The following is a 25,916-nucleotide window of genomic DNA, read 5'->3' on the forward strand; positions in this document are numbered from 1 at the left end:
CCGATTCGCGACCGGCGATTGTCATCAATTAAAAAACAGTTAATGAAATACCTTTTCCAGTCGGGCGGCCGCCCTCTTCCTGCCACAATTCACACTGGACTGTCGCGGCAGAGGCATCAATCCTGCAACCGCCGCGGGATTGGGCAGAGAGGTCATCAGGCAATAGTGATGGAAATCCGAATCATTCGAAACAAATCGCGTATTTGCCTCTCAGGGCACTGCCAGCGGCGCTGCGCCACAGCATTTCTGCGAAAATGCCTTAGTTTGGCACGGCACTGAGCCTAGGCTGCGATCATGCCCTATTCCGCCCTGCCCCCTCAGGCCTTCTGGAAACCCTGCCGTGCTGCGGGGGATTTTCACCTGGACGCGCTTTACACGCCCAAGGTCGCGCTGCGGCCCGGGATGCGCATCGCCACGGCGGGCAGTTGTTTCGCGCAGAACATCGCCACCTATGTCCGCGCATCGACGCTGGAGCTGGTGGAGGCAGAACCGGCCCCGGCCCTGATGCCGCCCGAGGTCGCCCGCCGATATGGCTATGGCCTGTTCTCGGCGCGCTACGGCAATATCTACACGGCCCGGCAGCTTCGCCAGCTGCTCGAGGATGCCGAGGACGCGCAGCTGCACGAAGAGGCGCTCTGGCGCCGGGGCGATGTCTGGGTCGACGGGTTGCGACCCAACGTGGAACCCGACGGGTTCACCAGCGAGGAAGAGCTCTGCGCCTTCCGCCGGGATCACCTGCGGCGCGTGCGGGCGATGTTCGACACCACTGACGTGTTTGTCTTTACCCTGGGTCTGACCGAATGCTGGGCCGATCGCGACAGCGGCCTGGTCTACCCCAGTGTTCCGGGTGTCCTGGGCGGGCGTTTCGATCCGGAGCGTCATGTTTTCGTCAACCAGGGCTTTGCCGAGGTTCACGAGGACCTGACGGAGGCTATCGCCCGGCTGCGGCGCTGGAATCCCCGGATCAAGGTCCTGCTCACGGTCTCTCCGGTTCCGCTGACCGCCACCGCCAGCGGTGCGCATGTGCTTGCGGCAACCACCTATTCGAAATCGGTCCTGCGCGCCGTCGCCGGCGACCTTGCCGCGCTGGACGCGGGGATCGACTATTTCCCTTCCTACGAGATCATCACCGGCACGCCGTTTGGCGCGCGTTTCTACAACGACAACCTGCGCACCGTCACACCCGAAGGCGTCGCCACGGTCATGTCGGTGTTCTTCGGCGCCCACCCGGAACTGGGCGGCGTCCCGCGTCCCGAACTTGCCTTGCCTTCCTCCACACCCCGGCAGGATCGCCAGGACGAGATCTGCGAAGAGGCCCTGCTGGAGGCTTTTGCCACACCGGAGGCCCGGGCATGAGGCTTTGCCTGATCGGGGATTCCCATGCGGCCATGCTGATCGCGGCCCATCGCGCCGATCCGGCGGGCGACGCGCTAACCATCTTTGCCAAGCCCGGCCTCGCAGCTTCTGACATCGCGGTCGAGGATGGGATCCTGCGGGCGGTCTCGGAGGACCTGTGCAAACGTCTGACCGGGATGGGCACGTCCGACAGGCTGGATCTGCGCGACTTCGACGCCATCGTGATCGCGGGTTTGGTGCCATCGGCCTTTGCCGCCGTGCGGTTGCAGCAGGGCCATGCGGTGTCCGGCTGGCCATCGGGCGCCCGGGCGCTGGCCCGGGCGTTGACCGACGGTCCCGGCACGCCGCGCCCTCTGATGACCCGCTCGGCCTATCGCGCGGCCCTGGTGGCCCTGACGGAAAGCTCTCTGGGCGCCACGCTGGCACGATCCGCGCCCTGTCCGGTGCTGCTCGTGCCACAACCTTTCCCCTCGGACGCCCTGTTGCAGATGGAAGGCAAATACCCGGTCTTTCGCCGCGTCGTCCGGAACAGCGACGGCGCCGCCCTCGCCGAGGATCTGCACGCCGCATACAATAGCGTTTTCAGAAAGATAGACGGCGCAAGCTGTCTTCTGCAATCCACGCACACGCGCAGCCACGGCTGCCTGACACGGGCCGATCTGATGCGAGCGGGTCCCCGCCTGGCCGAAGGCGGACGGCAGGAAAGCGACGATATCCTGCACGGCAACGCGACGCTTGGCGCCGAGCTTTGGGCAGGGCTGCGTCGACGCCTGCGGACACCTGTCGAAACCACCTCAAATCCCTGAGACTTACAGCCAAGGTTCAAAGGCTGCGTTAATCGCCGATTGCCAGTTTCCCCGGTGGGGGCGACTGGAGGTGACACGTGGGAACACCGATTGTCGTATTGGCTGGGCAAAGCAATGCAGGCCGCATCGCGGGCGAGATCATCGACGCGCTGAACGAAACTTATGGGGCCGGGAACTATGTCCTGGTTCGGGCACATTCCTCGGGCGCACCGCTGACCAGCGCCCGGGACGGCAAGACCGACTGGGAAACCCCGGGCGAAATGCGCGCGGTGATCGTCGATGAAACCATCGCCGCCCTGCTGGCCACGCCGGACGGCTATGTCGCCGGGGTGATCTGGGTCCAGGGCGAAGGCGATACCGACCGCTCGGGCACGCCCGCCGATTACGCCCCGGACTTTCACGACCTGATGGGCGAATTCCGCGCCGGTGTCGCCTCGGCGATCAACCGCCCCACCGGGGTCGAGAACGCGCCCATCGTGATCTCCGGTCTCTCGGACCATGCCCCCGCCGCGTCCGAGCGCCTGCACTGGGACGCCATCCAGGCAGAACTGATCCGCCTTGGCGCCGACAATCCCGGGATCGTCACGGTCCGGCCCGACCCTGTCATGGCCGCCGCAGGGATCGCCCCGGCGCAGATCTTCTCCGACGGGCTGCACTATTCCGACCCCGCCAGTGTCGTGCTGGCCAACAGCCTGGTGGCGGCGCTGATGGACATGCAGGTCACCGGCACCGGGGGCGCCGACACGCTTGTGGGCACCGCCGGGAACGACGTCTTCGTGGTCGATCATCCGGGCGACATCATCATCGAGGAAGAGGACGCCGGCATCGACCTCGTGCGGTCCTCGGTCGACTTCGAGCTGCGCGCCTTTGGCCTCACCCTGGAAAACCTGACGCTGACGGGCACCGCCGACCTGAGCGGCACGGGCAACGGGCTGGACAACGTGCTGACCGGCAATTCCGGCGACAACGCGCTGAACGGCGCCTGGGGCAATGACGTGATCTACGGCATGGCGGGCGACGACACGCTGCAGGACACCAAGGGCAACGACACCCTGGTCGGCGGCACAGGCAACGACGTCTACTACGTCGACAGTCCCGACGACGTGGTGATCGAACTTCCCGGCGAGGGCCACGACCGGATCAATACCTCCGTCACCTTCCGCATGTGGGCCGATGCGCCCGAGGTCGAGGACCTGGTCCTGACCGGTTCCGGCACCATCGACGGCATCGGCAATGGATGGAACAACCACATCACGGGAAATGGCGCTGCCAACTACCTGGATGGCGCGCGCGGCCACGACTTGCTCGAAGGCGGCGGCGGCTCCGATACGCTTCTTGGCCAGTCCGGCGCCGATACGCTGCTGGGACAGGCCGGGGACGACGTATTGTATGGCGACCAGATCACCGGCGCCTCGACGACCTATGCCGGCATGGCCTTTCGTCTGTACCAGGCCACTCTGGCGCGTGCGCCGGATGCCAACGGCTATGGCTACTGGACCGAACAATTGGCCAATGGCGCCAACTATTTCAACGTCATCGCGGGTTTCGTGCAAAGTCCCGAATTCCAGGCCACCTACGGCAACCTCACCGACGAGGCCTTTGTCGAAATGCTTTACCAGAACGTCCTGAACCGCGCCTCGGATGCGGCCGGCAAGGCGGTTTGGATGGGCTACCTGGAGGACGGGCAAAGCCGCGAATTCGTGGTCTCGCACTTTGCCGAAAGTCCCGAATTCAAGCAGATCATGGAAGCAGAGCTGGCGCGCTGGACCCGCGCGCTGGGTCCGGATGACGTGCTGGACCCGGGTGCCGGGGATTCCACCCTGTCCGGGGGCGACTTGTCCGATACCTTCGTCTTTGCGCCCGCCTCGGATGGCACCCATGTGATCACCGATTTCGAAAGCTGGGACACGCTTGACCTGCGCGGCTTCGACTATGCCGACACGGCGGACGCGCTGGCCGAGTTCCGCCAGCAAGGCGACGACCTGGTGTTCCAGGACGCGGGCGTCACCGTGGTTCTGCAAGACACCACCGTCGAGGACCTTGGGCCAGACACGCTGCTGCTGTGAACACGACGAGCTGGCCCTTGCCTGATGGAAAGGTGACATGACACCGGCCCGGTCCCCCCGGGGGCAACCGGGCCGGCATTCTGGCCGGGTCAGTCCCCTTGCCCGGCCAGGCGTTCTCGCAGGAACTGGCGGATGTCCCAAAGAGACTTTTCGGTCATCGAGACATAGACCAGCGCCATATTCGTCCGCTCGCGCACCATCTCGCCCGGGAAAGGCAGGTAGCTCAGCTCACGCGATCCGAAGGATGGCGAGGCCGTGCCGACCTGCCACTCGGTCTTCAATTCCACGTCCACCAGTTTCAGCGCGGTGCCGCCGCCCGCGCCGGGTCGCTCGAAGGGCACGCCCGCCAGCCGCAGATAGGCTGTCTTGTCCGCCGCTTGCACGAAACCGTCGATGAACTGCGTCGCCAGCACCTGCAACTCTGCCGCCTCATCCTCGGGCGGCAGGTGGCTGTGCAGGTGGTCGTGGTCATGCGGGTGGTTGTGGTCGTGAGGGTGGTGATGATGATGGTGGCCGATATGGCCGTTCACGATGTCATGCGGCATGCGTTCCTCCAGCCCGGCTCAGGGCTTGTTGCTCCAGCGGTTGCCCTCGTATTCGCCGTGCGGGATCGTCACCGGCTTGTCGATGTGCTTCTTGTGCGCGCCCATCTTGCCCGCCGCCACCATCGACCCCAGCACGTCCACGATCACCCGCGTCCCCATCAGCGCCGTGATGTCCGAGGTGTCATAGGGCGGCGAAACCTCGACCAGCTCCATCCCGCAAAGCCCCTCGGCCGCGACCTTGGAGGCCAGAGCCAGCGCCTCGCGCGGCAGGAAGCCGCCCGGTTCAGGCCAGCCGGTTCCGGGAACGAACCCGCAGTCGATCGAGTCGATGTCGAAGGACATGTAGACCATGTCGACCCCGTCCCATGCCATCTCCAGCGCCATCTCGGCGGTCTTGTCGACGCCCATCCGCTCCATGTCGGACATGGTGATGATGTTGGTCTCGCGCTCGCGCGCGACCTTGACTGCCTCGCGCGGCACCTGCCAGCCTCCAATCCCCACCTGTACCAGGTTCTTGGCGGGCACGTTGGGCAGAAGGGTCGAATGGAACCACGGCGTGGTGTGCATTCGCTCGTCCAGGTCCTTTTCCTGGATGTCGGCGTGACGGTCGAAATGCACGATGCCGATCTTCTTCGAGGTGCATTCCGCGATGCCGCGCACACAGGGGAAGCCGATGGAGTGATCGCCGCCGATCATCACCGGGAAGCTGCCGGACGAGAAGACATGGCTGACGGCGCGCGAGATCTGGTCGAACGATTTTTCCAGGTTCGCAGGGATGGTGAACACGTCGCCCGCATCGCAGAGCGTCATCTGCTCGCGCAGGTCCACGCCCAGCTCGTAGTTGTAGGGCGTGTAAAGCGCGCTGATCTTGCGCACACCCTGCGGCCCGAACCGCGTGCCGGGGCGATAGGTCGTGCCACCATCGAACGGGATGCCCAAGACCGTGGCGTCATAGTGCTGAACCTCGGTCACGTCCTCGGCGTAAGGCGCCTTGAGAAAGGTGTTGATCCCCGCGTAATGCGGCAGTTCGCCCCGCGCGAAGGTCGGGATCGACTTGTCCTCGATGCTGTCCGCCCCGGTCAGGCCCATGCGCAGCGCCCAACGGCGTTCTTCGTCCCAGCGGTTCTCGGGCAGGTCGGCCTCGGCCTTCATCGACTTCCAGCCCTGCAGCCTGGTCAGGTCCGGGTGGTGGGCGCGGCGTTCATCCCCGCGCATGTCGCGGGGATGGTGCGACCGGCTGCGGTCACGGGGTGGGAACATCATGCTCGATCTCCTTTTTCATCGGGTATCAGGCCGGGGCCGCCGTGGCGGCCTCCGGCAGGACATAGTGAATCTTGTGGGCCTCCCAGGCCTCGGGCGGCTCCAGCTTGCGGACCAGGGTGTCCAGCACGGTCTGTGGGACCACGGCCTCGCGGTCACGGTTCTGCCGGCCCAGCCGTTTGGGCGGCACCTCCAGGTAGACGATCTCGACCCGCGCACCGTAGGCCCGCGCCAGGGACAGGGGCTTGGCCCGCACCTGGCGGCTGACGTTGGTCGCGTTCCAGACAAAATCCCGGCCCGCCCGCAGGTGCACCTTGGCCCGTTCCCGCGCCGCATCGATCACCGCGCCCTGGTTCGCCGTCGGGCTGACGCCCATCTCGTCGCGCAGCGCATCCAGGCTGACGACCGGGTGATCAGGCATATGCGCCGCGATCCAGGTGTCCTTGCCCGATCCCGGCAGCCCCGACAGCAGCGTGACGGTGCACCTGGGATCCTCCCAGGCCGCGAAATGCGGGTCCCGGTCCTCGCGTTCGAAAAAGGCCACGCGGCTTTCGTCATTGGCAAAGCCGAAAGGCGCGGTCAGACAGCCCTCTTCGACGAAGGTTTCGCGCGCGAGATCGGTGTTGGTGACGATCCCCGGCACGTCCTGCGCGATGCGCCCTCGCGCATCGGCGCGGGCGTGCAGGCACAGAAGGTCGGGCCGGCAGCGCCAGGACAGCTTGATCGCCTCGCGCGCCGGGTCGTCCCGTTCGATCAGCCAGAAGGGCACCTGGTGATAGCTGATGATCCCGCAGAGCGCCTCGCGCCAGGCAAAGGGCACCTGGACCTCGCGCAGCAGGCGGCGGGCCATCAGCGAGCCCCGGCGCGAATGGCCGGGGGCCTTGATGCGGCCATCCTCGGTGACCGTCGTGCCGGGTTTGCCCACGTCGTGCAGCACCGCCGCCCAGAACAGCAACTCCCGATCCGCCCCTGGCAAGGCGCGCCAGTCCGGATCGGCAATCAGCGCCTCCAGCACCATGCAGGTATGGATGCCCACATCGCCCTCGCCATGATGGATCGGGTCCTGCGGGCAGTCGTCCAGCGCCTGCAACTCGGGCCAGAGGGCCTGAATGCCCCCCCAGTCCAGCCGCCAATCGGGCGCCTGCGGCACCAGCGCCAGGAGATCGGGGAAAGAGAGATGTGCCATCACAGCCCCTCCCCGTCATAGGCGCCCGGCAGGCCAAGGCACTCGGCAAAGATGTCGACCCCCTCGGCCAGCCCGTTTTCAAGGATCGGCCGGTCGTGCCAATGGCCTTCGGATGCCTCGATCGCCTGCTTGAAGCCCGCACGCACGTATTTGTACCGCTCGGCCACCACGCCCTCGCGCTCCAGCTTCACATAAAGCCCTTCGGCCAGGTCGCTCTTCTCGGTCTGCTTCCCGACCATCTCCAGCCGCGAGCCCGAGGCCAGGGCGGCGCGTTCCAGCGCCTCTTCCCAACCGGGCGTGCGGTAGAGGGACGGCTTGATGAAGCTCTCGACCTGCTTGACGCTGCGCAGTTCGCCCACATGCAAGACCGGCACCGGCATGATCGGCAGGCCGCTCAGCAGGTTCCGCCGTTCCTCGGTGGAGAGGAAAACCCCGGTCTCGCGGTCGAAGACGTCGAACTCCATGAAGTAATGCGGCAGCGCGTCGTAGAACTGCGTGTGCTTGGCCAACATCCATTCGCCATACATGACGAAACGGCAATCCAGCCGCGCGTGCAGGCGCGGCGCCAGCACGCTGGCCCATGTCTTGAAGAGGCCGAAGTGCCGTTCCCGCCCGCCGCCGGTCAGGTAGTGACCACGGCTTTGCAGCAGCAGGTTGCCCGAGGCGTCGAAGGAGACGGCGCAATTCGCGCCATCGAGTTTCTCTTCGACGACAAGGCTTTCGCCCGCCAGTTCCTTGAGAGGTTTGTCATCCGCCAGATCGCCCACCTGAAGGCGCGAGCCTTCAAGGTGCCGCGTCCGCGGGTATTTCAGAATATCCATTTGTCCATGTCCTGTCCGGGCACAAGGGGGATGCCCCCGCGCCGCTGCCCACATCGAACCGATGACCACCCCGGCGGGCGGCATCGCGTTGGTTCGTATGTGGCTGTCCATTACATGGCGAATACTCCTTGCGGCCGTCATAGGCGCCTTTGCACCTCCGGCCCAGTGGGGAATACCTGCCCTGCCCCGGCCCTAGCGTGCCTGCAACACATTGGTGCGCTCCCGCAGGGTCTGGAAGGGGATGCCATCGTCGCGGGCATCGAAGTCATATGTGATGGTTGCGGCGTTCTTTTCCGGGTCCTCCTCGTCCCAGACCGGCTTGTCGAAGGCCCAGACGCGATCCCCCAACTTGAACGCCTCTTCGAGGTCATGGGTGATCATGAAGACGGTCATGCCGGTCTCATCCCGCAGCTCCTGCAGGAAATCGTGCATGACAATCTTTGTCCCCGGGTCCAGCGCGCCAAAGGGTTCGTCCAGCAGCAGGATCTTGGGGTCGCTGGCCAGCGCCTGGGCAATGGCCAACCGCTGCAACATGCCCCCCGACAGGTCCGCCGGGTACTGACCGGCCACATGGCCAAGCCCGATCCGGTCCAGCGTCTTGCGCGCCTTGGTGCGTTCCTCGGTGCGCCGCGCACGCGACAGCCGCCCCCAGAAATTCGTGTCGAAGGCAATAGCAGCCACCAGGTTGTCGATCACCGTCATGTGCGGAAAGACCGAATAGCGCTGAAAGACGATGCCGTGGTCGCGCCCCGGCTCCTGCGCCATCGGCGCGCCGTCGATGTGGATCTCGCCATGCGTGGGCAGTTCCTGCGCCAGCAGCAGCCGCAGGAAGGTGGACTTGCCACAGCCAGAGGCGCCGACGATGGAAATGAACTGACCCTTGGCGACCGAGACGTTGATGTTCTCGATGATGGTGCGCTTGCCATAGGCCTTGGCCACGCCTTTGACTTCGACATAGCTCATAGCGACTCTCCATCCCAGGGGAAGGCCCGTTTCGAGATCTGGCGCAGCGCGAAATCCAGCAGGTAGGCGAGGAGCGTGATCCAGACGACGTAGGTCAGGATCACGTCCATCGCGAGGTAGCGCCGGACAAGGAAGATGCGGTAGCCCAGCCCCTGGTCGGCGGCGATGGCCTCGGCAGCGATCAGGAACAGCCAGGCCGGTCCCAGCGACAGCCGCACCGCCCCGATCAGGCGCGGCAGAACCTGAGGCAGGATCACGTTCAGCCCGATCGCCATCGAGGAGGCCCCCAGCGTCTGCGCCTTGATGAACTGTTCGCGTGGCAGGTCGATCACCCGCTGGCTCATGTCGCGGATCAGGAAAGGCGCGATGCCGATGACGATCAGCGCCACCTTGGAGACCTCGCCCAGCCCCAGCATGATGAAGAGGATCGGCAGGACCGCCAGCGGCGGCACCATCGAGAACACCGCCACGAAAGGCGCGAAGGGCGCGCGCATGTAGGGCAGCATCCCGATCAGGATCCCCATCACCAGCGCCAGCGAGGACGCGATCAGCACCCCGATGAACAGCCGCCTGAGGCTTGCCCAGGTGTCCAGCCAGAACAGGATCTCTCCCGACCGCCGGTCCGGTTCGGTCAAAAGGCGTTCAGCCGTCGACAGGATCGTGGTGGGTGCGGGCAAGAGCTTGTCCGACGGGTTCACCGCAAGCCGCATTTCCGATCCGATCATGTAGATGCCCAGCACGGCGAGAAACGGCAAGGCGGCCAGCACCGTGGCCAGAACCGGGCCCGGTCTTCGATTGATCCAGCGCATGGGGTATCCTCGACAGGCAGAGGTCCCGGGTCAGGCCCGGGACGGGGTGGAATGGACCCGGCCCGGTGCCTTGACCGGGCCGGGGGTCGCTCAGAGAGCCCCGTCCGCCGCCATCTGCATGTAGGTGGTGTCGAAACGGAACTTCACGTTGTTCGGGTCACCGGTGGTCGTGCCGTCGGGGTATTCCACGCCGACGAAATCCGGGCTTGGCGCGCCCTCGCCCAGGATGCCCTTGTCGAACAGGAACTCGGCCACGTTGACCATCGTCGTCGGCAGCTCGGCCCCCTTGGTGAAAGTGACCGCCGCCGCCGGGTCATAGAACATCTCGGTCGACTCCAGCTGTGCCTTGTAGCCCGCAAGATCGGTACCCGAGGCCTCGGCCATCGCGGTCAGCACCTCTTCGTCACCCGCCGCCATCAGGCTCAGAACCTCGTACCAGGCGCCCACCAGCGCCTTGCCGAAATCGGGATTGGCCGCCAGCGTGTCCGTGTTGACCACCATCAGGTCGATGATCTCGCCGGGGATGTCGGAACTGTCGAACACCTTGGTCGCGTTCGGTTCCTCCAGGATGGTCGAGACCAGCGGGTTCCATGTCACCACCGCCTGCACGTCCGAGGTGGTGAAGGCCGCGATCATGTCCGCGTCCGAGGTGTTGATGACCCCGCCCAGGTCACGCTCTGCCAGGTCGACGCTGTCCAGAGCGCGGGCCAGCAGGTAATGCGAGACCGACAGTTCCACCAGGTTGACAGGCTTGCCAGCAAGGTCGGCCAGGCCGCCGTCCTTGACGATCACCGCGTCATTGCCGTTCGAGAAATCGCCGACGATCAGCGCCGTAGTGTCCACGCCGCCGCCCGCCGGGATCGACAGCGTGTCCATGTTGGTGGCCGAAACGCCGTCAAAGGCACCCGCCGTGTACTGGTTGATGGACTCGACGTAATCGTTGATCTGCACGATATCGACCGTGATGCCGTATTTCTCGGCCCATTTGTCCATGATCCCGGACTCGTCCAGGTAGCCCCAGGGCATCCAGCCGACGTAGATCGACCAGGCCACGCGGAAATCGGTTTTCTCCTGCGCCAGCGCGGGTGCGCCGGCCAGCATGGCCAGCGCCGCGGTGGCGGCCATGAAATGGCGTCTTGCAAACATGGGTAGTCCCCTCGTGCAGCGTTCCGCCAAAAAGTTCGCAAATCGGGGGACCGAGGCGGAACTCGAGAGAACGGTAGCCCCCAATGCGCAGTGTTCTCCCGGGTTTTTGCCCCGCCGTGTCCCACCGGGAATTTGCCCGGCCGGTGGCGTCTCTTGGACCAGACCCTCAAGGGAGAGAGTGAGGCGGAACCCTAGACGCCCTGCATGGATCAGCATCTTGCGCATGGAATTTCTGTCACCTCGGGTGCTTCAAATCAGGGCGGTTCAAAATGGATTAGCTGAAAGTATACGCGATTTTCCGGGTCTCTGGTCGAAAAATCGGCAGGCTTGTTGCGCAACGCGTCCCCGCGGGCAAGGCTGCGGGCATGAGCTATCCCGTTGCCTCGCCGTGGTACGGCACAAAGCAGATCGACGATCGCACCTGGGTTCTGAGCGAACCGCATGTGCATCCGATCTTTTCCGCCAACATTTTCCTCGTGCTTGGGTCAGAGGCCGACATGGTTGTCGACAGCGGCATGGGCGTGGCGCCACTGCGGCCCGTGATCGACGCATTGCGGCCCGATCCTGAAAGACCGCTGATCCTGTTCACCACGCACACACATGTCGATCACATCGGCGCGGCGCATGAGTTCGAGACGCGGCTCGTGCACCCGCTGGAGGCCGACGAACTGGCCGCGCCCGAAGCCTACAGCCTCGACACCTCCGGCATTCCGGACCGGCTCGCCAAGCTCTTTGCCGATGCAGGCTATCCGCCGCTCTGGCCGCACCTTGTGGATGCGCTGCCGCATGCGGACTACGACCTGACCGCCTACAGGCTGCAACTTGCACCCGCGACCGAAACGGTCGAGGATGGCGCTGTGGTGGACCTTGGTGACTGGCAGGGCGAGGTACTGCACCTGCCCGGGCACTCACCCGGCCAGATCGGCCTTTGGCATGGAGAGAGCGGCACACTCTTCGGGGCCGACGCGATTTACGACGGACCGCTGATCTACGAGGGGCCGGGCATGGACATTGCCGCCTATGCCGAAACCCTGCGCCGCATCCGCGCGCTGCCGGTCAACCGGGTCCTGGGCGGCCACGACCCAGCCTTCGGGCGCGACCGCTGTCACCGGATCGTCGATCACTACCTCGCGCTCTGGGACGCCTGAACCGCCCCCTCAGGCCACGTCGTTGAGCACCTCGATCGGGCGCGTCAGCGGCACGTCCCGCGACTGGCCGAAGAAATCCACCGCGTGCCAGATCAATTCTCCATCTCCGGTGCAGCTCAGCACGGGCAGCCCCTCGGTCAGGGGATTTGTGGACAGCTCCGCGATCCCGTGCGCCCCGTCCCAGCAACCAAAGGCAAATCCCTGCCCGAATTGCTGCTGCATGGCCCAGGTCCGCTGCCCCGCCTCCAGCGCGGCGATCATGTTTCGCGAGTTTTCCGCCTCCGGCAGCCCGACACCAAAGACGAACCGCGTTCCGACGGTGACCAGGTAGGCGTCCGCCGTGCCCGCCTTCATGTGCACCGCGCTGGCGGGATGGTCGCTGCGTCGGTTCCAGAGCTCCGCGTAATCGCCCAGCACCCCGGTTTCCATCAGTTGATCCGAGCCGCGGAATTCAAGCTGGCCGCTGTCTTCCTGCTCGGGGCGGCCATGCCAGTTGATCAGCCGCTGCCAGGTGCAGACATCCGCGTTCAGCTCGACCACGCCCGCGAACCCCTCGGCCCGCAAGAGCGACAGCAGCGCCGCGTCCGGAAGGTCCGCCAGCGCCGTGGCGCCGCGGATGTCGGGCCGGTTCGGCGGGATGCGGACATCGACGTAAAGCGGTCCGCACTGCATCCAGTGCACCGTTGTTTCCGTGTCGCAAAACGCCTGCGACTTGAGCCAGGCCCTGTGCCAATGGCCCTGGAGGGTCTCGGTCGTGATCATTCCGCTGCCATCCTCTGTTCACTCATCGCCGTGATGATGTCCTCGGCGCTCAGGACCGCGCCTTCCTGCAGGTATTCCATCGCGTTCAACGCGGCCTGGTGCGCCTCGGACGAGGTGCCCCCCACGCAATCCGAAACCACACGGCAATGGTAATCCCCCTGGTGCCCGTCGACGAAACTGTAGTGGACACAGACATCCGTCATGCCGCCGACAAGGATCAGCGTCTGCGCCTTCAGGCCCTTCAGCAGGATTTCCATTTCCGTGCCGTAAAAACAGGAATACCGCCGCTTGGGGACGTAGTAGTCGCCCGGCAGGCGGCCCAACTCCTCGAAGGCGACCGGCGTGCCCGGTTCCCCCTCCATGCAGTGGATGCCCTCGGACCCGTCCAGTTCGCGGCCGTAATCCACCATGTCGCGGCGGTGGATTTCCTGCACGAAGACAACCGGGATGCCCGCGTCATGGGCTGCGTCCACGACGCTGCGCGCACGTCGCATGTTGTCGGAATAGCCCGGCATGATCGGGATACCGGGATCTCCGTCCATGAAGGCGCTCTTCTGGATATCGATGACCAGAAGAACCGGGTTTCCGACGATGGTGGGCTGACGGGCCATGACGCTCTCCTTCAGTTGCGAGATTGATCCGCGCCCATCAGGCGCGGCAGGTCGCCCCAGCGGGCGACGGCGGAAAAGACAAGGACAGAAACACCGATGAAGGTGATCGCGGCCACGGCCATCGTTGGCGTGTAGCCGTTCCTCAGCGAGTTGAAGATCTGCAGCGTCACGGTGGCAAAGCCCGAGGCCGAGACGAAGAACATCACGACGAACTCGTTGAAGGACAGCACGAGCACGAAGAAAAAGCCCGAGATCGTATAGGGGATCGTCTGCGGCAGGATCACGGTGCGGAAGGTCACGGCCTCGGTGGCCCCCATCGTGGCGGCGGCGTCGAGATGCGACCGGTCGATGCCTTGCAGCCCGATCGAGATCGTGACCAGCGGCAGCGCCATCAGCAGGACCGCGTGGCTGACGATGCCGGCCCAGATCGCGCCCAGCCCGCCCAGAAAGCCCCAGAAGAACCCCAGCCCCACCCCAAAGACGATGGGAGGCACCGCAAAGGGCATGGACCCCAGCGCCGCCAGTGTGCGCGACAGTTTCGACCCCGTGGACCACAGCACGTAGGCCACCGGCCAGGCCAGAAGCACCGCCAGCAACGCCGCGCCGACGGCGACGATCACCGAATTCACCAATGCCTGCGTCCAGACAGGCTCGGAGACGAAAAACTCGCCAAAGCGCGCCAGCGTCGGGTCGCGCGGAGGAAAGAACATGCTGCGTCCGCCGTTCAGGGCCGCGCCGCAGACCACGGCGATGGGCAGCGCCAGAACGACCGCGCAGAACGCCATGTAGAGCGGTCCGAGAACGCGCATCACCTCGCCTCCGCCCACTTGTTGAACATGTGGCCGAGCGTCAGGCAGACCCCGGCCGAGATCAGCAGGATCACCGCCTGCGTCGCCCCGAAGGGCGCGTTCAGGTTGGCGCCCCGGATGTTGCTGTAGATCGCCACCGCCGTCGTGTGTTGCGCGGGCGCGGCAAAGACCGTCACGGCGACATAGGTGCCCAGCAGGAAGACAAACAGCAGCAGGGTCGATCCGAACAGGGGCAGGCGAATGGCGGGCAGGATCACGGTGCGCGTCACGGTCCAGCCCCCGGCCCCCATCGTCCGTGCCGCCTCGCTTTGCGACCGGTCGAGCCGCGAGAGCGCCGGGTAGAGCAGGATCACCGCGTAGGGCCAGACGAGATAGCTCATCGTCAGGATGGTCGCGAATTGAGAGGTCTTGAGCTTGACGTTGCGCGGGCTGGCCAGGCCCCAGTCGCGCGGTGTCTGGAACCATCCCACGTCCTTGAGCCATTGGGTCAGCCCGGTGGACTTGAACAGCGCCGGCAGGCCCGAGTTGTTCGACAGCAGGATGTCCCAGCCCATGACGATGAAGACCTCGGACAGCGACAGCGACGACAGGATGAAAACCAGCCAGGCCGCCTGCGCCCGGCGCGACAGCCGCGTCAGCAAAAGCGTGAAGGGCAGCGCCGTCAGTACCGCCAGCAAAGAGGCGACCACCGCGTACCAGAAGCTGAACCCAAGCTGTTGCAGGTAGAGAAACGTCACCTCATCCGGCCAGAGCGCGCCGACGAAAAACCGCTGATAGTTCGCCAAGGTGAAGTCCCACTGCCAGGCGGCGCCCTCGATCTTGCGACCGAAACTGATGGCGATGACCAGCAGAAAGGGCACGACGCAAAGCACCCCGATCACGACGCTCAGCAGCCAGGGCAGGATGCGGCGGGGCGTCGGACGCGTGCGCGCGGGGCGGTCTGGCGTCTCGGCCTCGATCCGCTCCACCGCCGTCATTCGGCGGCCACCGCGGCCTGCGGATCGGGAAAGACGTGCAGCGCCTCGGGCGGCAGACGGACCTCTGTCCGGTCCCCGATGACAAGCGATTGCCGGACTTCGCCCGGGGCGTTTTCGACCACCATCGCCCCCAAGGGTGTATCCAGGTGATATTCGCGGACCGGGCCGAGATCGCGCACGAAAGTCACCTTCGCGGAGAGCCGGTTTTCCCCCGGCTCATCGTCGAGGCAGGCCCGTTCGGGCCGGATCGCCACCCGCACCGGAGAGCCGCGGACGAAATTCGGCCTGGCGGAGAGATGCATGGGACCGACGCGGATGCCGCCGGGTTCGGTCACACCGTCAAAGAAGTTCGCCTTGCCGATGAAATCCGCGACAAAGGCATTGTCGGGGTGATGATAGATGTCCTGCGGGCTGCCCACCTGTTCGACACGTCCGTTCGACATGACGACGATGCTGTCGGCCATCGTCATCGCCTCGCGCTGATCATGGGTGACGACGACGGTTGTGATACCAAGGCGTTGTTGCAGCAGGCGCAGTTCCACCTGCATTTCCTCGCGCAGCTTGGCGTCGAGCGCGGACATGGGTTCGTCCAGCAGAAAGACCTCTGGTTCCTGCGCCAGGGCGCGGGCGATGGCGACCCGCTGGCGCTGCCCGCCGGACAGCGCCCCGATGCGCCGGTCGCCGAAGGCCGACAGTTGCACGAGGTCCAGCAGGCGGTTCGCCCGTTCCGCCGCCTCCGATTTACCGACGCCGGAAATGCTGAGTGAATAGGCCACGTTCTCCCGCACGCTCAGATGTGGGAACAGGGCAAAGCTCTGGAACACCATGCCGAACTTGCGCTTGTGCGCCGGTAGATCGGTGATGTTGCGCCCGCCCAGCAACAACACCCCAGAGGACGGCGCCTCCAGCCCCGCGATCATCCGCAGAAGCGTGGTCTTGCCACAACCCGAAGGGCCCAGCAGCGCGGTCAGCTTTCCCTCGTCAAAGGTAAGATTGACATGTTCGACGGCACGGGTGCCGCCGAAGCTTTTCGAGATGCCCTTGAGAACAAGGCCGGACATGGACGGTTACGCCCCGGCCAGCATCTTGTCCCAGCTCTCCTTGATGAAGGTCTCCTTGTCCAGGTAGGCCTCGTAAGCGGGCCGGATCGACGGCGTGCCCGAGACGAAATCGAATTCCTCGTCCGTCAGGTCCGTCTTCGACTTGTCGACCAGAGGCGCGGTGCCGATCTTGCGGCTCATCAGGGCCTGCGTGGCCGGGTCGGACGAGAAGTTGATGAACTCCGCCGCCTCGTCCGACTTTTCAGACAGAGACGACAGGCACCAGGATCCGTAGTCCTGCGGGTTGCCTTCCTTGGGAAAGACCGGCTTGATCGGGAAACCATCCGCGGCCATCAGGTTGGCCACATCCAGGTAATATTGGCCGCCGATCACGTCGCCGTTCTTCATCGACTGTTCCATCTGGCTTTCGGCCGACCACCACAGCGCGACGTTCGGCTTGATCTCTGCCGCCTTCTCGATCAGCGCGAGGATGCCCTCGTCGGTCTTGAAGGTCTCTTCGCCGTCAAAGAAGGTCGCCGCGACGATGTCGAGGAACTGCGAGTTGTAGTTGCGCGACAGGCCCAGAGAGGCCTCGTAAATCGAGCTGTCCCAGAAGTCCGCCCAGCTTGCAGGGACATCGACCTCGCCCGGGTTGATGACCATCGCCGTGAACCAGGACATGGCCCCGACCCCCAGCGCTCCCTCGGGGGCCTCGAAGACGAAATAGGGATCCAGGTTGCCCGCCGCCGGCATGGCGGCCAGGTTCAGCGGTTTCAGAAGCCCGCCGATGCGGCTGGCCTTGATCAGCGTGTCGCGCGCGTAGAGAGACAGGTCGGCGGGCACGCTGCCGGCGGCGGTCGCCTGCTGCATGGTCACCAGCCAGTCGGTCGAGTTGGGCTGGGTCACGCTTTCCACCGCGATGCCGGCGGCATCGGTGAAGGCGGGATAGACGAATTCCTTGAAGCTGTCCTCGAAATAGCCGCCATAGCTGCCGATCTTCAGGCTGCGCGTCTGCGCGATCAGCGGCGTGCCCAGCACACTGGATGCGGCGAGCCCTGCGGCCCCGGTCTTGAGCAGAGTACGTCTGTTGAGCTTGGTCATGGTGAGCTTCCTCATTCCCCGGCCGCGCCTTTCGCCGCGTGGACGCTGGCAGCCTCGTCATGCCCCCATGAGCGCGCGCAGACCGGTGACCGGTCAAAGAAAGCGACCGCAAAGAGACCAGTCGCCCCGGCAATTGATCAAATCGCAGGCAAACGGCACCGACCCGGCGGCATTCTTAATCGCCGCAGGGACCCGATCCGCCCTTTCGGGCCAGCCTGGGAACAGGCAAACGACTCGGGAGAGAACGCATGGCGCGCAGCACGATTTCGGACGACCAGAAGGCCCTGACGGTTGAGGATGCGACACTGCCGGTCGTCGATCTCTCGGGGCTGTTCACGGGGGACGTCGCCGACAAGACCAAGGTCGCCGCCGATCTTGGTCATGCGGCGCGGACCTCGGGGTTCTTCTACATCACCGGGCACGGGATCTCGCAGGAGTTGATCGACGCTGTCTTTGCGGCGTCGAAGGAAATCCACGACAAGCCGCGCAATTTCAAGATGCGCTATTGGTCCGGCTTCACCACCCATCACCGTGGCTATGTCCCCTTCGAGGAGAACGGCGCCGATTTCCCCAAGTCGATCAATTTCAACGAAGCCTGGGACATGTCCTACGAGGCGCCCGAGGATCACCCGGACTACCTCGCCGGCTGGCGCATGACGGGCCCCAACGTCTGGCCCGATATTCCCGGCTGGAAAGACACGATTTCAACCTATTACGACCAGGCCTTCGCGCTTGGCCTGCGCCTGCTGGACGCTCTGGCGCTGGAACTCGGGGTCGAAACAGAGGAACTGACCCGGCACATCACCTATCCCACCTCGCAGCTGCGGCTCCTGCGCTACATCCCCAACGAGATGCCCGCGACCCGGGAAATGGTCGGCATCGCCGCCCATTCGGACTTTGAATGTTTCACCATCCTGATGACCGGCGCGCCGGGCCTTCAGGTGATGAACGCCGAGGATGTCTGGATCGAGGCACCGCCGATCCCGGGCTGTTTCGTGGTCAACATCGGCGACATCTTCGAGACATGGTCGGGCGGGCAGTTCAAGTCCACGCAGCACCGCGTCGCCAATCTGGGCGAGGAAAGGTACTCTTTCCCGCTGTTCTTTGGCCTGGACTACCATGCGGTTGTCGAACCGCTGGAGAAGTTCCGCACGCCTGAGATCATGGAAAAATACCCGCCGATGAAGGCCGGGGATCACCTGATGCGCATGTCCGTGAACGCATTCCGCTACATGGCAGACGCGCGCGAAAAGGGCGAGATGGTGCTGGAGTTCGATGTCCCGGACGAGAACCCCTTCAAGCGCGAGGCGAAAGAGCCCGGCACATGAACCCGCGTGCCCATCCCGATTTCGATCCCAACCCCCTGCCCCGCAGCGCCACCTTGGGGGGTTTTGACCTGACGCCACTCTCGCCTGCCGTGGTCGAGGAAGATTTCGCAGCCGTTGCCGGATCGGCGCATGTCCTCAAAGGACTTTTCGGCGACTGGCCCAACGGGCTGACGCTGGAGGAAAACCTCTGGGACATGGGTTGGCATTATCGCGAGTTCTTTGAAGGCTGGTCCCTGCGCGACAAGGACGGTGTCTATATCGGTTGTGCCTATTTCCATCCCGAGATGGGCCGGAGAGGTGCGGTGCTTGGCTATGTCTGGATCGTCGACCGGGCGGACCGCATGGCACTGCAGGCGATGGTCATCGAAGAGATGACCGACTGGCTGAATGGGCTGGTGGCGCAACCGGTCACCGTGACCTGGCATCAACCGCCCGGCTGAGCGTCGAACCGAAAGAGTGCCGCGCGTGCCCGCGTCTCTTCGCGCAGAAAATCGATCACCCGGCGGATGCGCGCGATCTCGCGGTCGTCCTCGGCATGCAGCAGCCAATAGGCGCGGGTAAATCGGATCTGGTCCGGCAGCACCGGCACCAGCGCCGTTTCGCGCGCCATGAAACAGGGCAGCACGCCCAACCCGACACCGCTTTGCACCGCTTCAAGCTGGGCCTGGACGGTGGCGGCCTTGTAGACCGTCCGCGCGCCGGGATGCACCAGACGGTTGAAATCCAGTGCCTCGGTATACAGCAACTCGTCAATGTACCCGACCAGCGGCATGGTGGCGAGGGCCTCGCGGTCGTCCGGTTTGCCATGCGCCTTGAGAAAGCCATGCGAAGCGTAGAGGCGTAGCTCGTACTCGGTCAGTTTCTGCATGACGAGCCGCCCGGTTTGCGGGCGGTCGAGGCTGATGGCGATGTCGACCTCGCGGTTCCACAGCTTGTGCGCGGCAGGCACCGGCACCAGCTCGATTTCCAGTTCGGGTTCCTGCCGCAAGAGCCCGGGCAGCATCCGCGACAGAACCGCGTTGCCGAACCCGTCCGGCGCCCCGATCCGCACCCGCCCGGTCAGTGCGCCGGGGCGTTGCAGGCGGTCAAGGATCTGCGCCGCCTGCGTCTCCATCCGTTCGGCCAGCGGGATCAGGGCGGCGCCGGCCTCTGTCGGTATCAATCCGCCCGCACCCGGTTCCAGCAGGCGATTGCGCAGGGTCTCTTCCAGCCGTGCGACACGGCGGGCCACGGTGGTATGGCTGACGCCCAGCCGACGGGCAGCACCACTGAACCGCCCGTGCCGGGCGGTTTCCAGGAAATAGCGAACATCCGACCAGTCGAGGGATAGGCTCATGCCGGCTCCTTTCCCCACAGCATAGCCTGCCGCAATATGAACGAAAACAGGCATCCCCCGTTCGTTTTTGCAGATTGCGCCGCCGGACCACGACAACCCATACTGCACCCGGACCAGAGGGAGGCCGCCGTGCAGGATATTGGAACCTATGACTATGTCATCGTCGGCGCGGGCAGCGCCGGCTGCGTGCTGGCCAATCGCCTTTCCGAAGATCCGGACACCCGCGTGCTGTTGCTGGAAGCGGGCGGCAGCGACAATTACCACTGGATCCACATCCCCGTCGGCTACCTATACTGCATCGGCAATCCGCGCACCGACTGGGGGTACAAGACCGCCGCCTGCGAGGGGTTGAACGGGCGCGAGCTGCTGTATCCACGCGGCAAGGTGCTGGGCGGCTGCTCCTCGATCAACGGGATGCTCTACCTGCGCGGACAGGCGGCGGATTACGACGGCTGGCGGCAGATGGGGCTGACCGGCTGGGGTTGGGACGACGTGCTGCCCTATTTCCTCAAATCCGAGGACTACTATGGCGGCGCCGACGAGATGCACGGCGCGGGCGGCGAATGGCGGGTCGAAGAGGCGCGCCTGCGCTGGGAGATCCTCGACGCCTGGAAGGCGGCGGCGGTCGAGGCGGGCTTGCCGGAGACCGACGATTTCAACCGGGGCGACAATTTCGGGGTCGGTTATTTCAAGGTCAACCAGCGCAAGGGCTGGCGGTGGAGCACGGCCAAGGGGTTCCTGAAACCGGCCCGCCAGCGGGCCAACCTGGACGTCATGACCCATGCCCAGGCAGAGCGGCTGCTCTTCGACGGACGGCGGGCGACCGGGCTGCGGTTCCGGCGCGAGAATGCACCGATGCAGGTTCATTCACGACGCGAGGTGATCCTGTCCGCGGGGTCGATCGGGTCGGTTCAGATCCTGCAGCTCTCGGGGATCGGCTCCGGCGCCCTGTTGCAGGACCAGGGGATCGACACCGTCCTGGATCAGCCCGGTGTCGGCGCCAACCTGCAGGACCACTTGCAGATCCGCTGTGCCTACAAGGTCTCGGGGGCGAAGACCTTGAACAGCATGGCCTCGTCGCTTTGGGGACAGGCGAAAATCGGGCTGGAATACCTTGCGACACGCTCCGGGCCGATGTCGATGGCCCCCAGCCAGCTTGGGGCCTTCGCCTATTCGTCACAGGAGGTGGCGACCCCGGACCTGGAATACCACGTCCAGCCCGTGACGCTGGAGGCCTTTGGCCAGCCGCCGCACGAATTCGACGCGATCACCGCCAGCGTCTGCCACCTGCGCCCCGAAAGCCGGGGGCATGTGCGCATCACCTCTCCCGACCCGATGGCGCATCCGGAGATCCAGCCGAATTACCTCTCGACCGAGGGTGACCGGATCGTGGCCGCCCGGGCCATCCGGCTGACGCGGCGGATCATGGACCAGCCGGCGCTGGCGCGATACCGCCCCGAGGAATTCAAGCCGGGGCCAAGTTACCAGAGCGATGCGGAGCTTGCCGAGGGCGCCGGGCAGATCGCCTCGACGATCTTTCATCCCGTGGGCACGGCGCGCATGGGCACCGATCCCGCCGCGGTGGTGGGACCGGACCTGAAGGTCAACGGCATCGGCGGGCTACGGGTGGTCGATGCCTCTGTCATGCCGCGTATCACCTCGGGCAATACCAATTCGCCCACCATCATGATTGCCGAGAAGGCCGCCGACATGATCCGTACCGAGGCGCGGGAACAGGTGACGGCCTGAACCGCTTTCGAGAGGTGTTTCGCCGCGCTGACGCGCGACGACTGGCGGGGGGCTTTGCCCCCCGGACCCCCCAGAGGTATTTTTGGCCCAAAGAAACAGGGGCATGTGCCAGGCTTGCAGATGCCTGCGCAGGGATAGCCCTGGCCGGTTCCCCCGGCGACGAAGGGGGGCTAGAACCCTGCTGAAAGCGCCGTGCGGGCCGGTTCCGTCCGGGCCACGACGCGGCCATCCGAGATAACGGCAAGGCGCGCGGGCCGCAGGCGCAGCGCCTCGATCGGGTCGGGCGCGTCCAGGACCACGAGACTGCCGCGCTTGCCGGGGGCGAGGCCGAAGTCGAGGCCCAGGACCTGTGCCGGGGTTTCCGTGACCATCTGGAAAGCGGCGCGCATCTGGTCAGGTGCGGTCATCAGGGCAACGTGCAACCCCATGTGCGCCACCTCGAGCATGTCGCCCGAGCCCAGCGGATACCAGGGATCGCGCACGCAGTCCTGTCCGAAGGCCACAGTGACGCCGGCGGCGCGCAGTTCCGGCACGCGGGTCTGGCCGCGCCGTTTCGGATATGTGTCCATCCGCCCCTGGAGGGTGATGTTGATGAGCGGGTTGGGGATCGCGGCCACCCCTGCCTCGGCGATCAGCGGCAGGAGTTTCGCGACGTAATAATTGTCCATCGAATGCATCGAGGTCAGGTGCGACCCAGCCACGCGGCCCTGCAACCCGCAGCGGATCGTCTCGGCGGCCAGCGTCTCGATATGGCGGCTGAGGGGGTCGTCGCTTTCGTCGCAATGCAGGTCGACGCGCAGGCCTCGCTCGGCGGCCAGTTCGCAGGCCGCCCGGACAGAGGCCGCGCCATCCGCCATCGTGCGCTCGAAATGCGGGATCCCTCCGACCACGTCGACACCGGCATCCAGCGCGCGGACCACCTGTCGTTCAGCGCCGGGGGCGCGGTACCAGCCGTCCTGCGGGAAGGCGACCAGTTGCAGGTCCAGCACGCCGCGCACCGCCTCGCGCACCTCCAGCAGCGCCTCGACCGTGCGGAACTTCGGGTCGGTCACGTCGACATGGCTGCGGATCGCCAGCACGCCCTTGCCAACCGCTTGCCGGCAATAGTCCAGCGCGCGGGCGACGATCTCCTCCCTCGTTTGCTCCTGTTTCAGCTCGCCCCAGAGCGAGATGCCCTCGAGCAGCGTGCCCGAGGCATTCACACGCGGGCGGCCATAGCTGAGCGTCGCGTCCATGTGGAAATGCGGGTCGATGAACGGCTGTGTCACCAGCTTGCCGCTGGCGTCGATCACCTCGCCCGCCTCGCCGGTGATGCCCGGTTCCACGGCCGTGATGAAACCGTCCGAAATGGCAACATCGGCAAGGGTGCCATCAGCCAGCAGCCCGCCCTTCACCAGGATGTCGATACTCATGCGCCCTGCCCCTTGTTCACGTTCCGGCCATCACATGCGCCGCGCCGGGCGCCCAGGTCAGCCAGAACCGCTGGCCCGGTTCGGGGGCGAGGTTTGCAAGCTGGTCCTCGGTGACCTGCGCCTTGAGTTCCACGCCCTCCGGACCTTCGAAATAGCAGATGATCCCGGTGCCTGCGAACTCTTCCGACAGGAATTCCGCAGGCAGGGCGCCCTCGCCCGGATCGCTGGCGCTGACCTGCATCCGGTCGGCGGCGACAACGATCTCCTGCCCCGGGGTCTTGCCCGGCAGAATGTTGTTTCGTCCCACGAATTCCGCGACAAAGCGGTTTTTCGGGGCGCGGAAGATTTCCTGCGGCTTGCCGATCTGGGCGATCTCGCCGTGACCCATGATGACCACGCGATCCGCCATCGCGAAAGCCTCGGACTGGGAATGGGTGACGTAGACGAAGGTGATGCCCAGTTCCTTTTGCAGCCGGGTCAGAACGCCCTGCATGCGGATCACCAGGTGTGCGTCCAGCGCCGAAAGCGGTTCGTCCAGGAGCAGCATCCGGGGTTCTGTCACCAGACTGCGGGCCAGCGCCACGCGCTGGCGCTGGCCACCCGAGAGCTGGTCGATGCGGCGCGTCTCGAACCCCTTGAGCCCGAGACGTTCAAGCCAGAGCATGGCGCGGCCGTGCCGGTCGGGTTTCGGCACGCCGCGCATCTTCAGCCCGAATTCGACGTTTTCCTTGACGTTCAGGAAGGGAAACAGCGCCAGCGACTGCCAGACCAGCGGCGTGTCGCGGTCATGGGCAGAGACCTCGTTCATGCGCTTGCCGTCTATGGTGATCTCGCCCGCTGTCGGTTCTTCCAGCCCGGCAAGCATCCGCAGCGTCGTCGTCTTGCCGCAGCCCGACGGCCCCATGATGGCGACGAATTCGCCCCGCCCGATGTCGAGGTCGAGGTGCTTGACGGCCTCGAAGGTGCCATAGGTCTTGCGGACGCCCGAAAATCGGACAAGCGGATCCGTGTCAGTCATGCATTGGTCTTTCGCAGGATCAGGAGCTGGGCCACGATCACCAGCGCCATCGAGGTCAGGAAGACGACCGTGCCGATGGCGTTGATCTGGGGATCGACGTTGCCCTGCAAGATTTCGAGGATCATCACCGGAACCGTCTTGTTCAGGCCCGAGACGAACCAGGCGACGATGAACTCGTCGAAGCTGACGGCGGCCGTGAGGCAATAGGCCGAGATCAGGGCCGGCAGGCAGAAGGGGATCACCACGGCCCGCATGGCCCGCCACTGCGAGGCACCGAGGTTCCAGGCGGCGGCCTCCAGCGCAGGGTCCATCTGGCTGAGCCTGAGCCGGCAGATCGCCATCGCAAAGGGCGCGCCCATGACCGTATGAGCGACGACGATGCCGGGCAGCGTCCCGGAAATCCCCAGCCGTCCCAGCCAGGCCAGCATTGCCAGCCCCATGATCACCAGCGGGATGGTCGGCGGCAGCAGCGCCAGGGCCAGGTAGGCGGGTTTGAAGCGAAAGCCGTAGCGGAAATCGGTATAGGCGGTGACAAAGCCCAACGCGGTCGACAGGGCCGCCGCGCAGACGGCCACGATCAACGAGTTGCCGAAGGCGGTCCAGACCTCGGGGCGGGAAAAGGCGGTCTTGTACCAATGGGTCGTGAACTCCCCCAGCGGGACGGTCGGGAACCGGTCGGAGTTCAGCGAAAAGACCATGCTGGTCAGGATCGGCAGAAAGACGAAGGTGAAAAGCGCCACGAGGTAGAGGCGAAAGGCGATGTCCGAGGGGCGCATCATTTCCTCCGCCCGTAGGCTGCACCGACGGCAGCGAAGGCCGCGACGAAAAGCGTGGCGATCATCATGATGGCGACGACGGCGGCGCGCGGCCACTGCTGGCCGGACTTGGTGGTGTCGATGATGAGGATCGAAAGCGTCGGAGGCTTCGATCCGCCGAGGTAGAAGGGACTGACGAAATCGCCAAAGGACAGGATGAAGGCAAATGTGGCGCCCAGGATCAGGCCAATCCGCGCCGCAGGCAGGATCACCTGGAACAGCGTCTCACGCGGGGATGCGCCGAGGTTCCATGCTGCCTCGATCAGGTTGCGGTCGATGGCGGCCAGGCTGAAGGTCTGCAGGATGACGACCAACGGCAGGACGAGGGTCATGTAGCCCACCATCGCGCCAAAGCCCGAGTTGAGCATGGTGAAGGGCCCCAGCCCGCCAAAACCCAGCACCGCGTTGATCGGTCCGCTTTCGGCCAGCAGCACCTGCCAGGCGTAGACCCGCACGAGGTAGGAGGTGAAAAAAGGCACGATCAGGAAGAAGATCGCCCAGCGGCGGGTGGTTTCCGGCACGCGGAAGGCCAGCGCGTAGGAGGCCGGAAAGGCAATCAGGCTGGCCAGCACACCGGCCAGCGTCGCGCGCCAGAGCGTGACCCAGTAGGCGTTCCAGAAATAGTCGCGCCCCAGCATCCGGTCCCAGTTCTTCAGGACGAAGTCCGGCTCCATCCGGTAGTTGCGCACCAGCCAGAAGGACATGGCGACCATCAGGATCAGCGGGCCGACAAAGAACAGCCCCTGCCAGATCAGCAGCGGTAGGCGCCAGACATAGGGGTAGGCATCGAAGCGTTTGGACATGTTCGGGGAACCGGGGCAAAAGAGGCCCCGGCGCAAGGCCGGGGCGCAA

25 protein-coding genes and 1 riboswitch are annotated in these 25,916 nt (G+C 65.2%); of the genes, 7 read left to right on the forward strand and 18 right to left on the reverse strand.

What is annotated here, in order from left to right:
* Positions 1–294 precede the first annotated feature (294 nt).
* The 3 genes from G9Q80_RS09065 to G9Q80_RS09075 all read left to right on the forward strand — a co-directional run bounded on the left by G9Q80_RS09065 (position 295) and on the right by G9Q80_RS09075 (position 4,228).
* Positions 295–1,356: a GSCFA domain-containing protein gene (locus G9Q80_RS09065; protein WP_088714906.1), complete on the forward strand. Its 1,062-nt coding sequence runs from the start codon at positions 295–297 to the stop codon at positions 1,354–1,356.
* Positions 1,353–2,162, forward strand: a complete 810-nt coding sequence (locus G9Q80_RS09070) for a hypothetical protein (RefSeq protein WP_088714907.1) — start codon at positions 1,353–1,355, stop codon at positions 2,160–2,162. Before G9Q80_RS09065 ends, G9Q80_RS09070 begins: the two co-directional genes overlap by 4 nt.
* A gap of 77 nt (positions 2,163–2,239) precedes the next feature.
* Positions 2,240–4,228 (forward strand): DUF4214 domain-containing protein, encoded by a 1,989-nt coding sequence (locus G9Q80_RS09075; RefSeq protein WP_133066392.1) that lies wholly within the window; start codon positions 2,240–2,242, stop codon positions 4,226–4,228.
* Between the two features lie 89 nt (positions 4,229–4,317).
* Here the strand turns inward: G9Q80_RS09075 and G9Q80_RS09080 are convergent, their stop codons facing one another.
* The 7 genes from G9Q80_RS09080 to G9Q80_RS09110 all read right to left on the reverse strand — a co-directional run bounded on the left by G9Q80_RS09080 (position 4,318) and on the right by G9Q80_RS09110 (position 10,958).
* Positions 4,318–4,773: a hypothetical protein gene (locus tag G9Q80_RS09080; RefSeq protein ID WP_043139362.1), complete on the reverse strand. Its 456-nt coding sequence runs from the start codon at positions 4,771–4,773 to the stop codon at positions 4,318–4,320.
* Positions 4,774–4,791: 18 nt separating this feature from the next.
* A complete protein-coding gene (locus G9Q80_RS09085; RefSeq protein ID WP_069211407.1) occupies positions 4,792–6,036 on the reverse strand; it encodes an agmatinase family protein in 1,245 nt (414 codons plus the stop codon).
* A 25-nt stretch (positions 6,037–6,061) separates the two neighbouring features.
* A complete protein-coding gene (locus G9Q80_RS09090) occupies positions 6,062–7,219 on the reverse strand; it encodes an AAA family ATPase (protein WP_088714909.1) in 1,158 nt (385 codons plus the stop codon).
* Positions 7,219–8,040 carry an RNA ligase family protein gene (locus G9Q80_RS09095; RefSeq protein WP_088714910.1) on the reverse strand — a complete coding sequence of 274 codons (822 nt, stop codon included), beginning with the start codon at positions 8,038–8,040 and terminating at the stop codon, positions 7,219–7,221. Before G9Q80_RS09095 ends, G9Q80_RS09090 begins: the two co-directional genes overlap by 1 nt.
* A 192-nt stretch (positions 8,041–8,232) precedes the next feature.
* The gene (locus tag G9Q80_RS09100; protein ID WP_043139369.1) at positions 8,233–9,003 is read right to left on the reverse strand and encodes an ATP-binding cassette domain-containing protein; all 771 of its coding nucleotides are present in this window, start codon (positions 9,001–9,003) and stop codon (positions 8,233–8,235) included.
* A complete protein-coding gene (locus tag G9Q80_RS09105; protein WP_043139372.1) occupies positions 9,000–9,812 on the reverse strand; it encodes an ABC transporter permease in 813 nt (270 codons plus the stop codon). The genes G9Q80_RS09100 and G9Q80_RS09105 overlap by 4 nt, the downstream gene beginning before the upstream one ends.
* 90 nt (positions 9,813–9,902) lie before the next feature.
* Positions 9,903–10,958: a putative urea ABC transporter substrate-binding protein gene (locus G9Q80_RS09110; protein ID WP_043139375.1), complete on the reverse strand. Its 1,056-nt coding sequence runs from the start codon at positions 10,956–10,958 to the stop codon at positions 9,903–9,905.
* A gap of 93 nt (positions 10,959–11,051) precedes the next feature.
* Positions 11,052–11,164, reverse strand: a riboswitch (guanidine-I (ykkC/yxkD leader).
* A 159-nt stretch (positions 11,165–11,323) separates the two neighbouring features.
* Between G9Q80_RS09110 and G9Q80_RS09115 the strand changes: the two genes are divergently transcribed.
* A complete protein-coding gene (locus G9Q80_RS09115; RefSeq protein WP_088714911.1) occupies positions 11,324–12,106 on the forward strand; it encodes an MBL fold metallo-hydrolase in 783 nt (260 codons plus the stop codon).
* A gap of 9 nt (positions 12,107–12,115) precedes the next feature.
* Here the strand turns inward: G9Q80_RS09115 and G9Q80_RS09120 are convergent, their stop codons facing one another.
* The 6 genes from G9Q80_RS09120 to G9Q80_RS09145 are packed head-to-tail and all read right to left on the reverse strand — an operon-like array spanning position 12,116 to position 17,406.
* Positions 12,116–12,868, reverse strand: coding sequence for a hypothetical protein (locus G9Q80_RS09120; protein WP_088714912.1), 753 nt, complete (start codon positions 12,866–12,868; stop codon positions 12,116–12,118).
* Positions 12,865–13,479, reverse strand: a complete 615-nt coding sequence (locus G9Q80_RS09125) for a cysteine hydrolase family protein (RefSeq protein ID WP_088714913.1) — start codon at positions 13,477–13,479, stop codon at positions 12,865–12,867. Before G9Q80_RS09125 ends, G9Q80_RS09120 begins: the two co-directional genes overlap by 4 nt.
* Positions 13,480–13,490: 11 nt before the next feature.
* Positions 13,491–14,288: an ABC transporter permease gene (locus tag G9Q80_RS09130; protein WP_157903812.1), complete on the reverse strand. Its 798-nt coding sequence runs from the start codon at positions 14,286–14,288 to the stop codon at positions 13,491–13,493.
* A complete protein-coding gene (locus G9Q80_RS09135; RefSeq protein ID WP_168246447.1) occupies positions 14,288–15,265 on the reverse strand; it encodes an ABC transporter permease in 978 nt (325 codons plus the stop codon). The genes G9Q80_RS09130 and G9Q80_RS09135 overlap by 1 nt, the downstream gene beginning before the upstream one ends.
* Complete coding sequence (locus G9Q80_RS09140; RefSeq protein ID WP_088714915.1) at positions 15,262–16,326, reverse strand: ABC transporter ATP-binding protein; 1,065 nt, start codon at positions 16,324–16,326, stop codon at positions 15,262–15,264. Before G9Q80_RS09140 ends, G9Q80_RS09135 begins: the two co-directional genes overlap by 4 nt.
* Before the next feature lie 6 nt (positions 16,327–16,332).
* Positions 16,333–17,406, reverse strand: coding sequence for an ABC transporter substrate-binding protein (locus tag G9Q80_RS09145; RefSeq protein WP_157903814.1), 1,074 nt, complete (start codon positions 17,404–17,406; stop codon positions 16,333–16,335).
* A 248-nt stretch (positions 17,407–17,654) separates the two neighbouring features.
* Between G9Q80_RS09145 and G9Q80_RS09150 the strand changes: the two genes are divergently transcribed.
* Positions 17,655–18,734, forward strand: coding sequence for an isopenicillin N synthase family dioxygenase (locus G9Q80_RS09150; RefSeq protein ID WP_088714917.1), 1,080 nt, complete (start codon positions 17,655–17,657; stop codon positions 18,732–18,734).
* Positions 18,731–19,174: a hypothetical protein gene (locus G9Q80_RS09155; RefSeq protein WP_088714918.1), complete on the forward strand. Its 444-nt coding sequence runs from the start codon at positions 18,731–18,733 to the stop codon at positions 19,172–19,174. Before G9Q80_RS09150 ends, G9Q80_RS09155 begins: the two co-directional genes overlap by 4 nt.
* Here the strand turns inward: G9Q80_RS09155 and G9Q80_RS09160 are convergent.
* On the reverse strand, positions 19,159–20,070 hold the full coding sequence (locus G9Q80_RS09160; RefSeq protein ID WP_168246448.1) for a LysR family transcriptional regulator: 912 nt from the start codon (positions 20,068–20,070) through the stop codon (positions 19,159–19,161). The genes G9Q80_RS09155 and G9Q80_RS09160 overlap by 16 nt on opposite strands.
* A 138-nt stretch (positions 20,071–20,208) precedes the next feature.
* On the opposite strand from G9Q80_RS09160, the gene G9Q80_RS09165 reads away from it, so the two are divergent.
* On the forward strand, positions 20,209–21,819 hold the full coding sequence (locus tag G9Q80_RS09165) for a GMC family oxidoreductase (RefSeq protein ID WP_088715088.1): 1,611 nt from the start codon (positions 20,209–20,211) through the stop codon (positions 21,817–21,819).
* A 170-nt stretch (positions 21,820–21,989) separates the two neighbouring features.
* Here the strand turns inward: G9Q80_RS09165 and G9Q80_RS09170 are convergent, their stop codons facing one another.
* The 4 genes from G9Q80_RS09170 to G9Q80_RS09185 are packed head-to-tail and all read right to left on the reverse strand — an operon-like array spanning position 21,990 to position 25,867.
* Positions 21,990–23,231, reverse strand: coding sequence for a cytosine deaminase (locus tag G9Q80_RS09170; RefSeq protein ID WP_088714920.1), 1,242 nt, complete (start codon positions 23,229–23,231; stop codon positions 21,990–21,992).
* A gap of 16 nt (positions 23,232–23,247) precedes the next feature.
* Entirely contained in the window at positions 23,248–24,249 is a 1,002-nt protein-coding gene (locus tag G9Q80_RS09175) for an ABC transporter ATP-binding protein (protein WP_088714921.1), read from the reverse strand.
* Positions 24,246–25,028, reverse strand: a complete 783-nt coding sequence (locus G9Q80_RS09180) for an ABC transporter permease (RefSeq protein WP_088714922.1) — start codon at positions 25,026–25,028, stop codon at positions 24,246–24,248. Before G9Q80_RS09180 ends, G9Q80_RS09175 begins: the two co-directional genes overlap by 4 nt.
* A complete protein-coding gene (locus tag G9Q80_RS09185; RefSeq protein ID WP_088714923.1) occupies positions 25,025–25,867 on the reverse strand; it encodes an ABC transporter permease in 843 nt (280 codons plus the stop codon). The genes G9Q80_RS09180 and G9Q80_RS09185 overlap by 4 nt, the downstream gene beginning before the upstream one ends.
* Positions 25,868–25,916: the final 49 nt, after the last annotated feature.

It is taken from the genome of Mameliella sp. LZ-28, assembly GCF_012274245.1.
GTDB lineage: Bacteria > Pseudomonadota > Alphaproteobacteria > Rhodobacterales > Rhodobacteraceae > Antarctobacter > Antarctobacter albus.

Excerpts from the sequence above, each read along its gene's own strand:
- G9Q80_RS09100 (WP_043139369.1), bottom strand. The coding sequence starts at position 9,003 with ATGAGCTATGTCGAAGTCAAAGGCGTGGCCAAGGCCTATGGCAAGCGC.
- G9Q80_RS09095 (WP_088714910.1), bottom strand. The coding sequence starts at position 8,040 with ATGGATATTCTGAAATACCCGCGGACGCGGCACCTTGAAGGCTCGCGC.
- G9Q80_RS09155 (WP_088714918.1), top strand. The coding sequence starts at position 18,731 with ATGAACCCGCGTGCCCATCCCGATTTCGATCCCAACCCCCTGCCCCGC.
- G9Q80_RS09125 (WP_088714913.1), bottom strand. The coding sequence starts at position 13,479 with ATGGCCCGTCAGCCCACCATCGTCGGAAACCCGGTTCTTCTGGTCATC.
- G9Q80_RS09160 (WP_168246448.1), bottom strand. The coding sequence starts at position 20,070 with ATGAGCCTATCCCTCGACTGGTCGGATGTTCGCTATTTCCTGGAAACC.
- G9Q80_RS09070 (WP_088714907.1), top strand. The coding sequence starts at position 1,353 with ATGAGGCTTTGCCTGATCGGGGATTCCCATGCGGCCATGCTGATCGCG.
- G9Q80_RS09145 (WP_157903814.1), bottom strand. The coding sequence starts at position 17,406 with ATGACCAAGCTCAACAGACGTACTCTGCTCAAGACCGGGGCCGCAGGG.
- G9Q80_RS09175 (WP_088714921.1), bottom strand. The coding sequence starts at position 24,249 with ATGACTGACACGGATCCGCTTGTCCGATTTTCGGGCGTCCGCAAGACC.
- G9Q80_RS09105 (WP_043139372.1), bottom strand. The coding sequence starts at position 9,812 with ATGCGCTGGATCAATCGAAGACCGGGCCCGGTTCTGGCCACGGTGCTG.
- G9Q80_RS09185 (WP_088714923.1), bottom strand. The coding sequence starts at position 25,867 with ATGTCCAAACGCTTCGATGCCTACCCCTATGTCTGGCGCCTACCGCTG.
- G9Q80_RS09150 (WP_088714917.1), top strand. The coding sequence starts at position 17,655 with ATGGCGCGCAGCACGATTTCGGACGACCAGAAGGCCCTGACGGTTGAG.
- G9Q80_RS09115 (WP_088714911.1), top strand. The coding sequence starts at position 11,324 with ATGAGCTATCCCGTTGCCTCGCCGTGGTACGGCACAAAGCAGATCGAC.
- G9Q80_RS09065 (WP_088714906.1), top strand. The coding sequence starts at position 295 with ATGCCCTATTCCGCCCTGCCCCCTCAGGCCTTCTGGAAACCCTGCCGT.
- G9Q80_RS09170 (WP_088714920.1), bottom strand. The coding sequence starts at position 23,231 with ATGAGTATCGACATCCTGGTGAAGGGCGGGCTGCTGGCTGATGGCACC.
- G9Q80_RS09120 (WP_088714912.1), bottom strand. The coding sequence starts at position 12,868 with ATGATCACGACCGAGACCCTCCAGGGCCATTGGCACAGGGCCTGGCTC.
- G9Q80_RS09085 (WP_069211407.1), bottom strand. The coding sequence starts at position 6,036 with ATGATGTTCCCACCCCGTGACCGCAGCCGGTCGCACCATCCCCGCGAC.
- G9Q80_RS09180 (WP_088714922.1), bottom strand. The coding sequence starts at position 25,028 with ATGATGCGCCCCTCGGACATCGCCTTTCGCCTCTACCTCGTGGCGCTT.
- G9Q80_RS09135 (WP_168246447.1), bottom strand. The coding sequence starts at position 15,265 with ATGACGGCGGTGGAGCGGATCGAGGCCGAGACGCCAGACCGCCCCGCG.
- G9Q80_RS09090 (WP_088714909.1), bottom strand. The coding sequence starts at position 7,219 with ATGGCACATCTCTCTTTCCCCGATCTCCTGGCGCTGGTGCCGCAGGCG.
- G9Q80_RS09130 (WP_157903812.1), bottom strand. The coding sequence starts at position 14,288 with ATGCGCGTTCTCGGACCGCTCTACATGGCGTTCTGCGCGGTCGTTCTG.
- G9Q80_RS09140 (WP_088714915.1), bottom strand. The coding sequence starts at position 16,326 with ATGTCCGGCCTTGTTCTCAAGGGCATCTCGAAAAGCTTCGGCGGCACC.
- G9Q80_RS09110 (WP_043139375.1), bottom strand. The coding sequence starts at position 10,958 with ATGTTTGCAAGACGCCATTTCATGGCCGCCACCGCGGCGCTGGCCATG.
- G9Q80_RS09080 (WP_043139362.1), bottom strand. The coding sequence starts at position 4,773 with ATGCCGCATGACATCGTGAACGGCCATATCGGCCACCATCATCATCAC.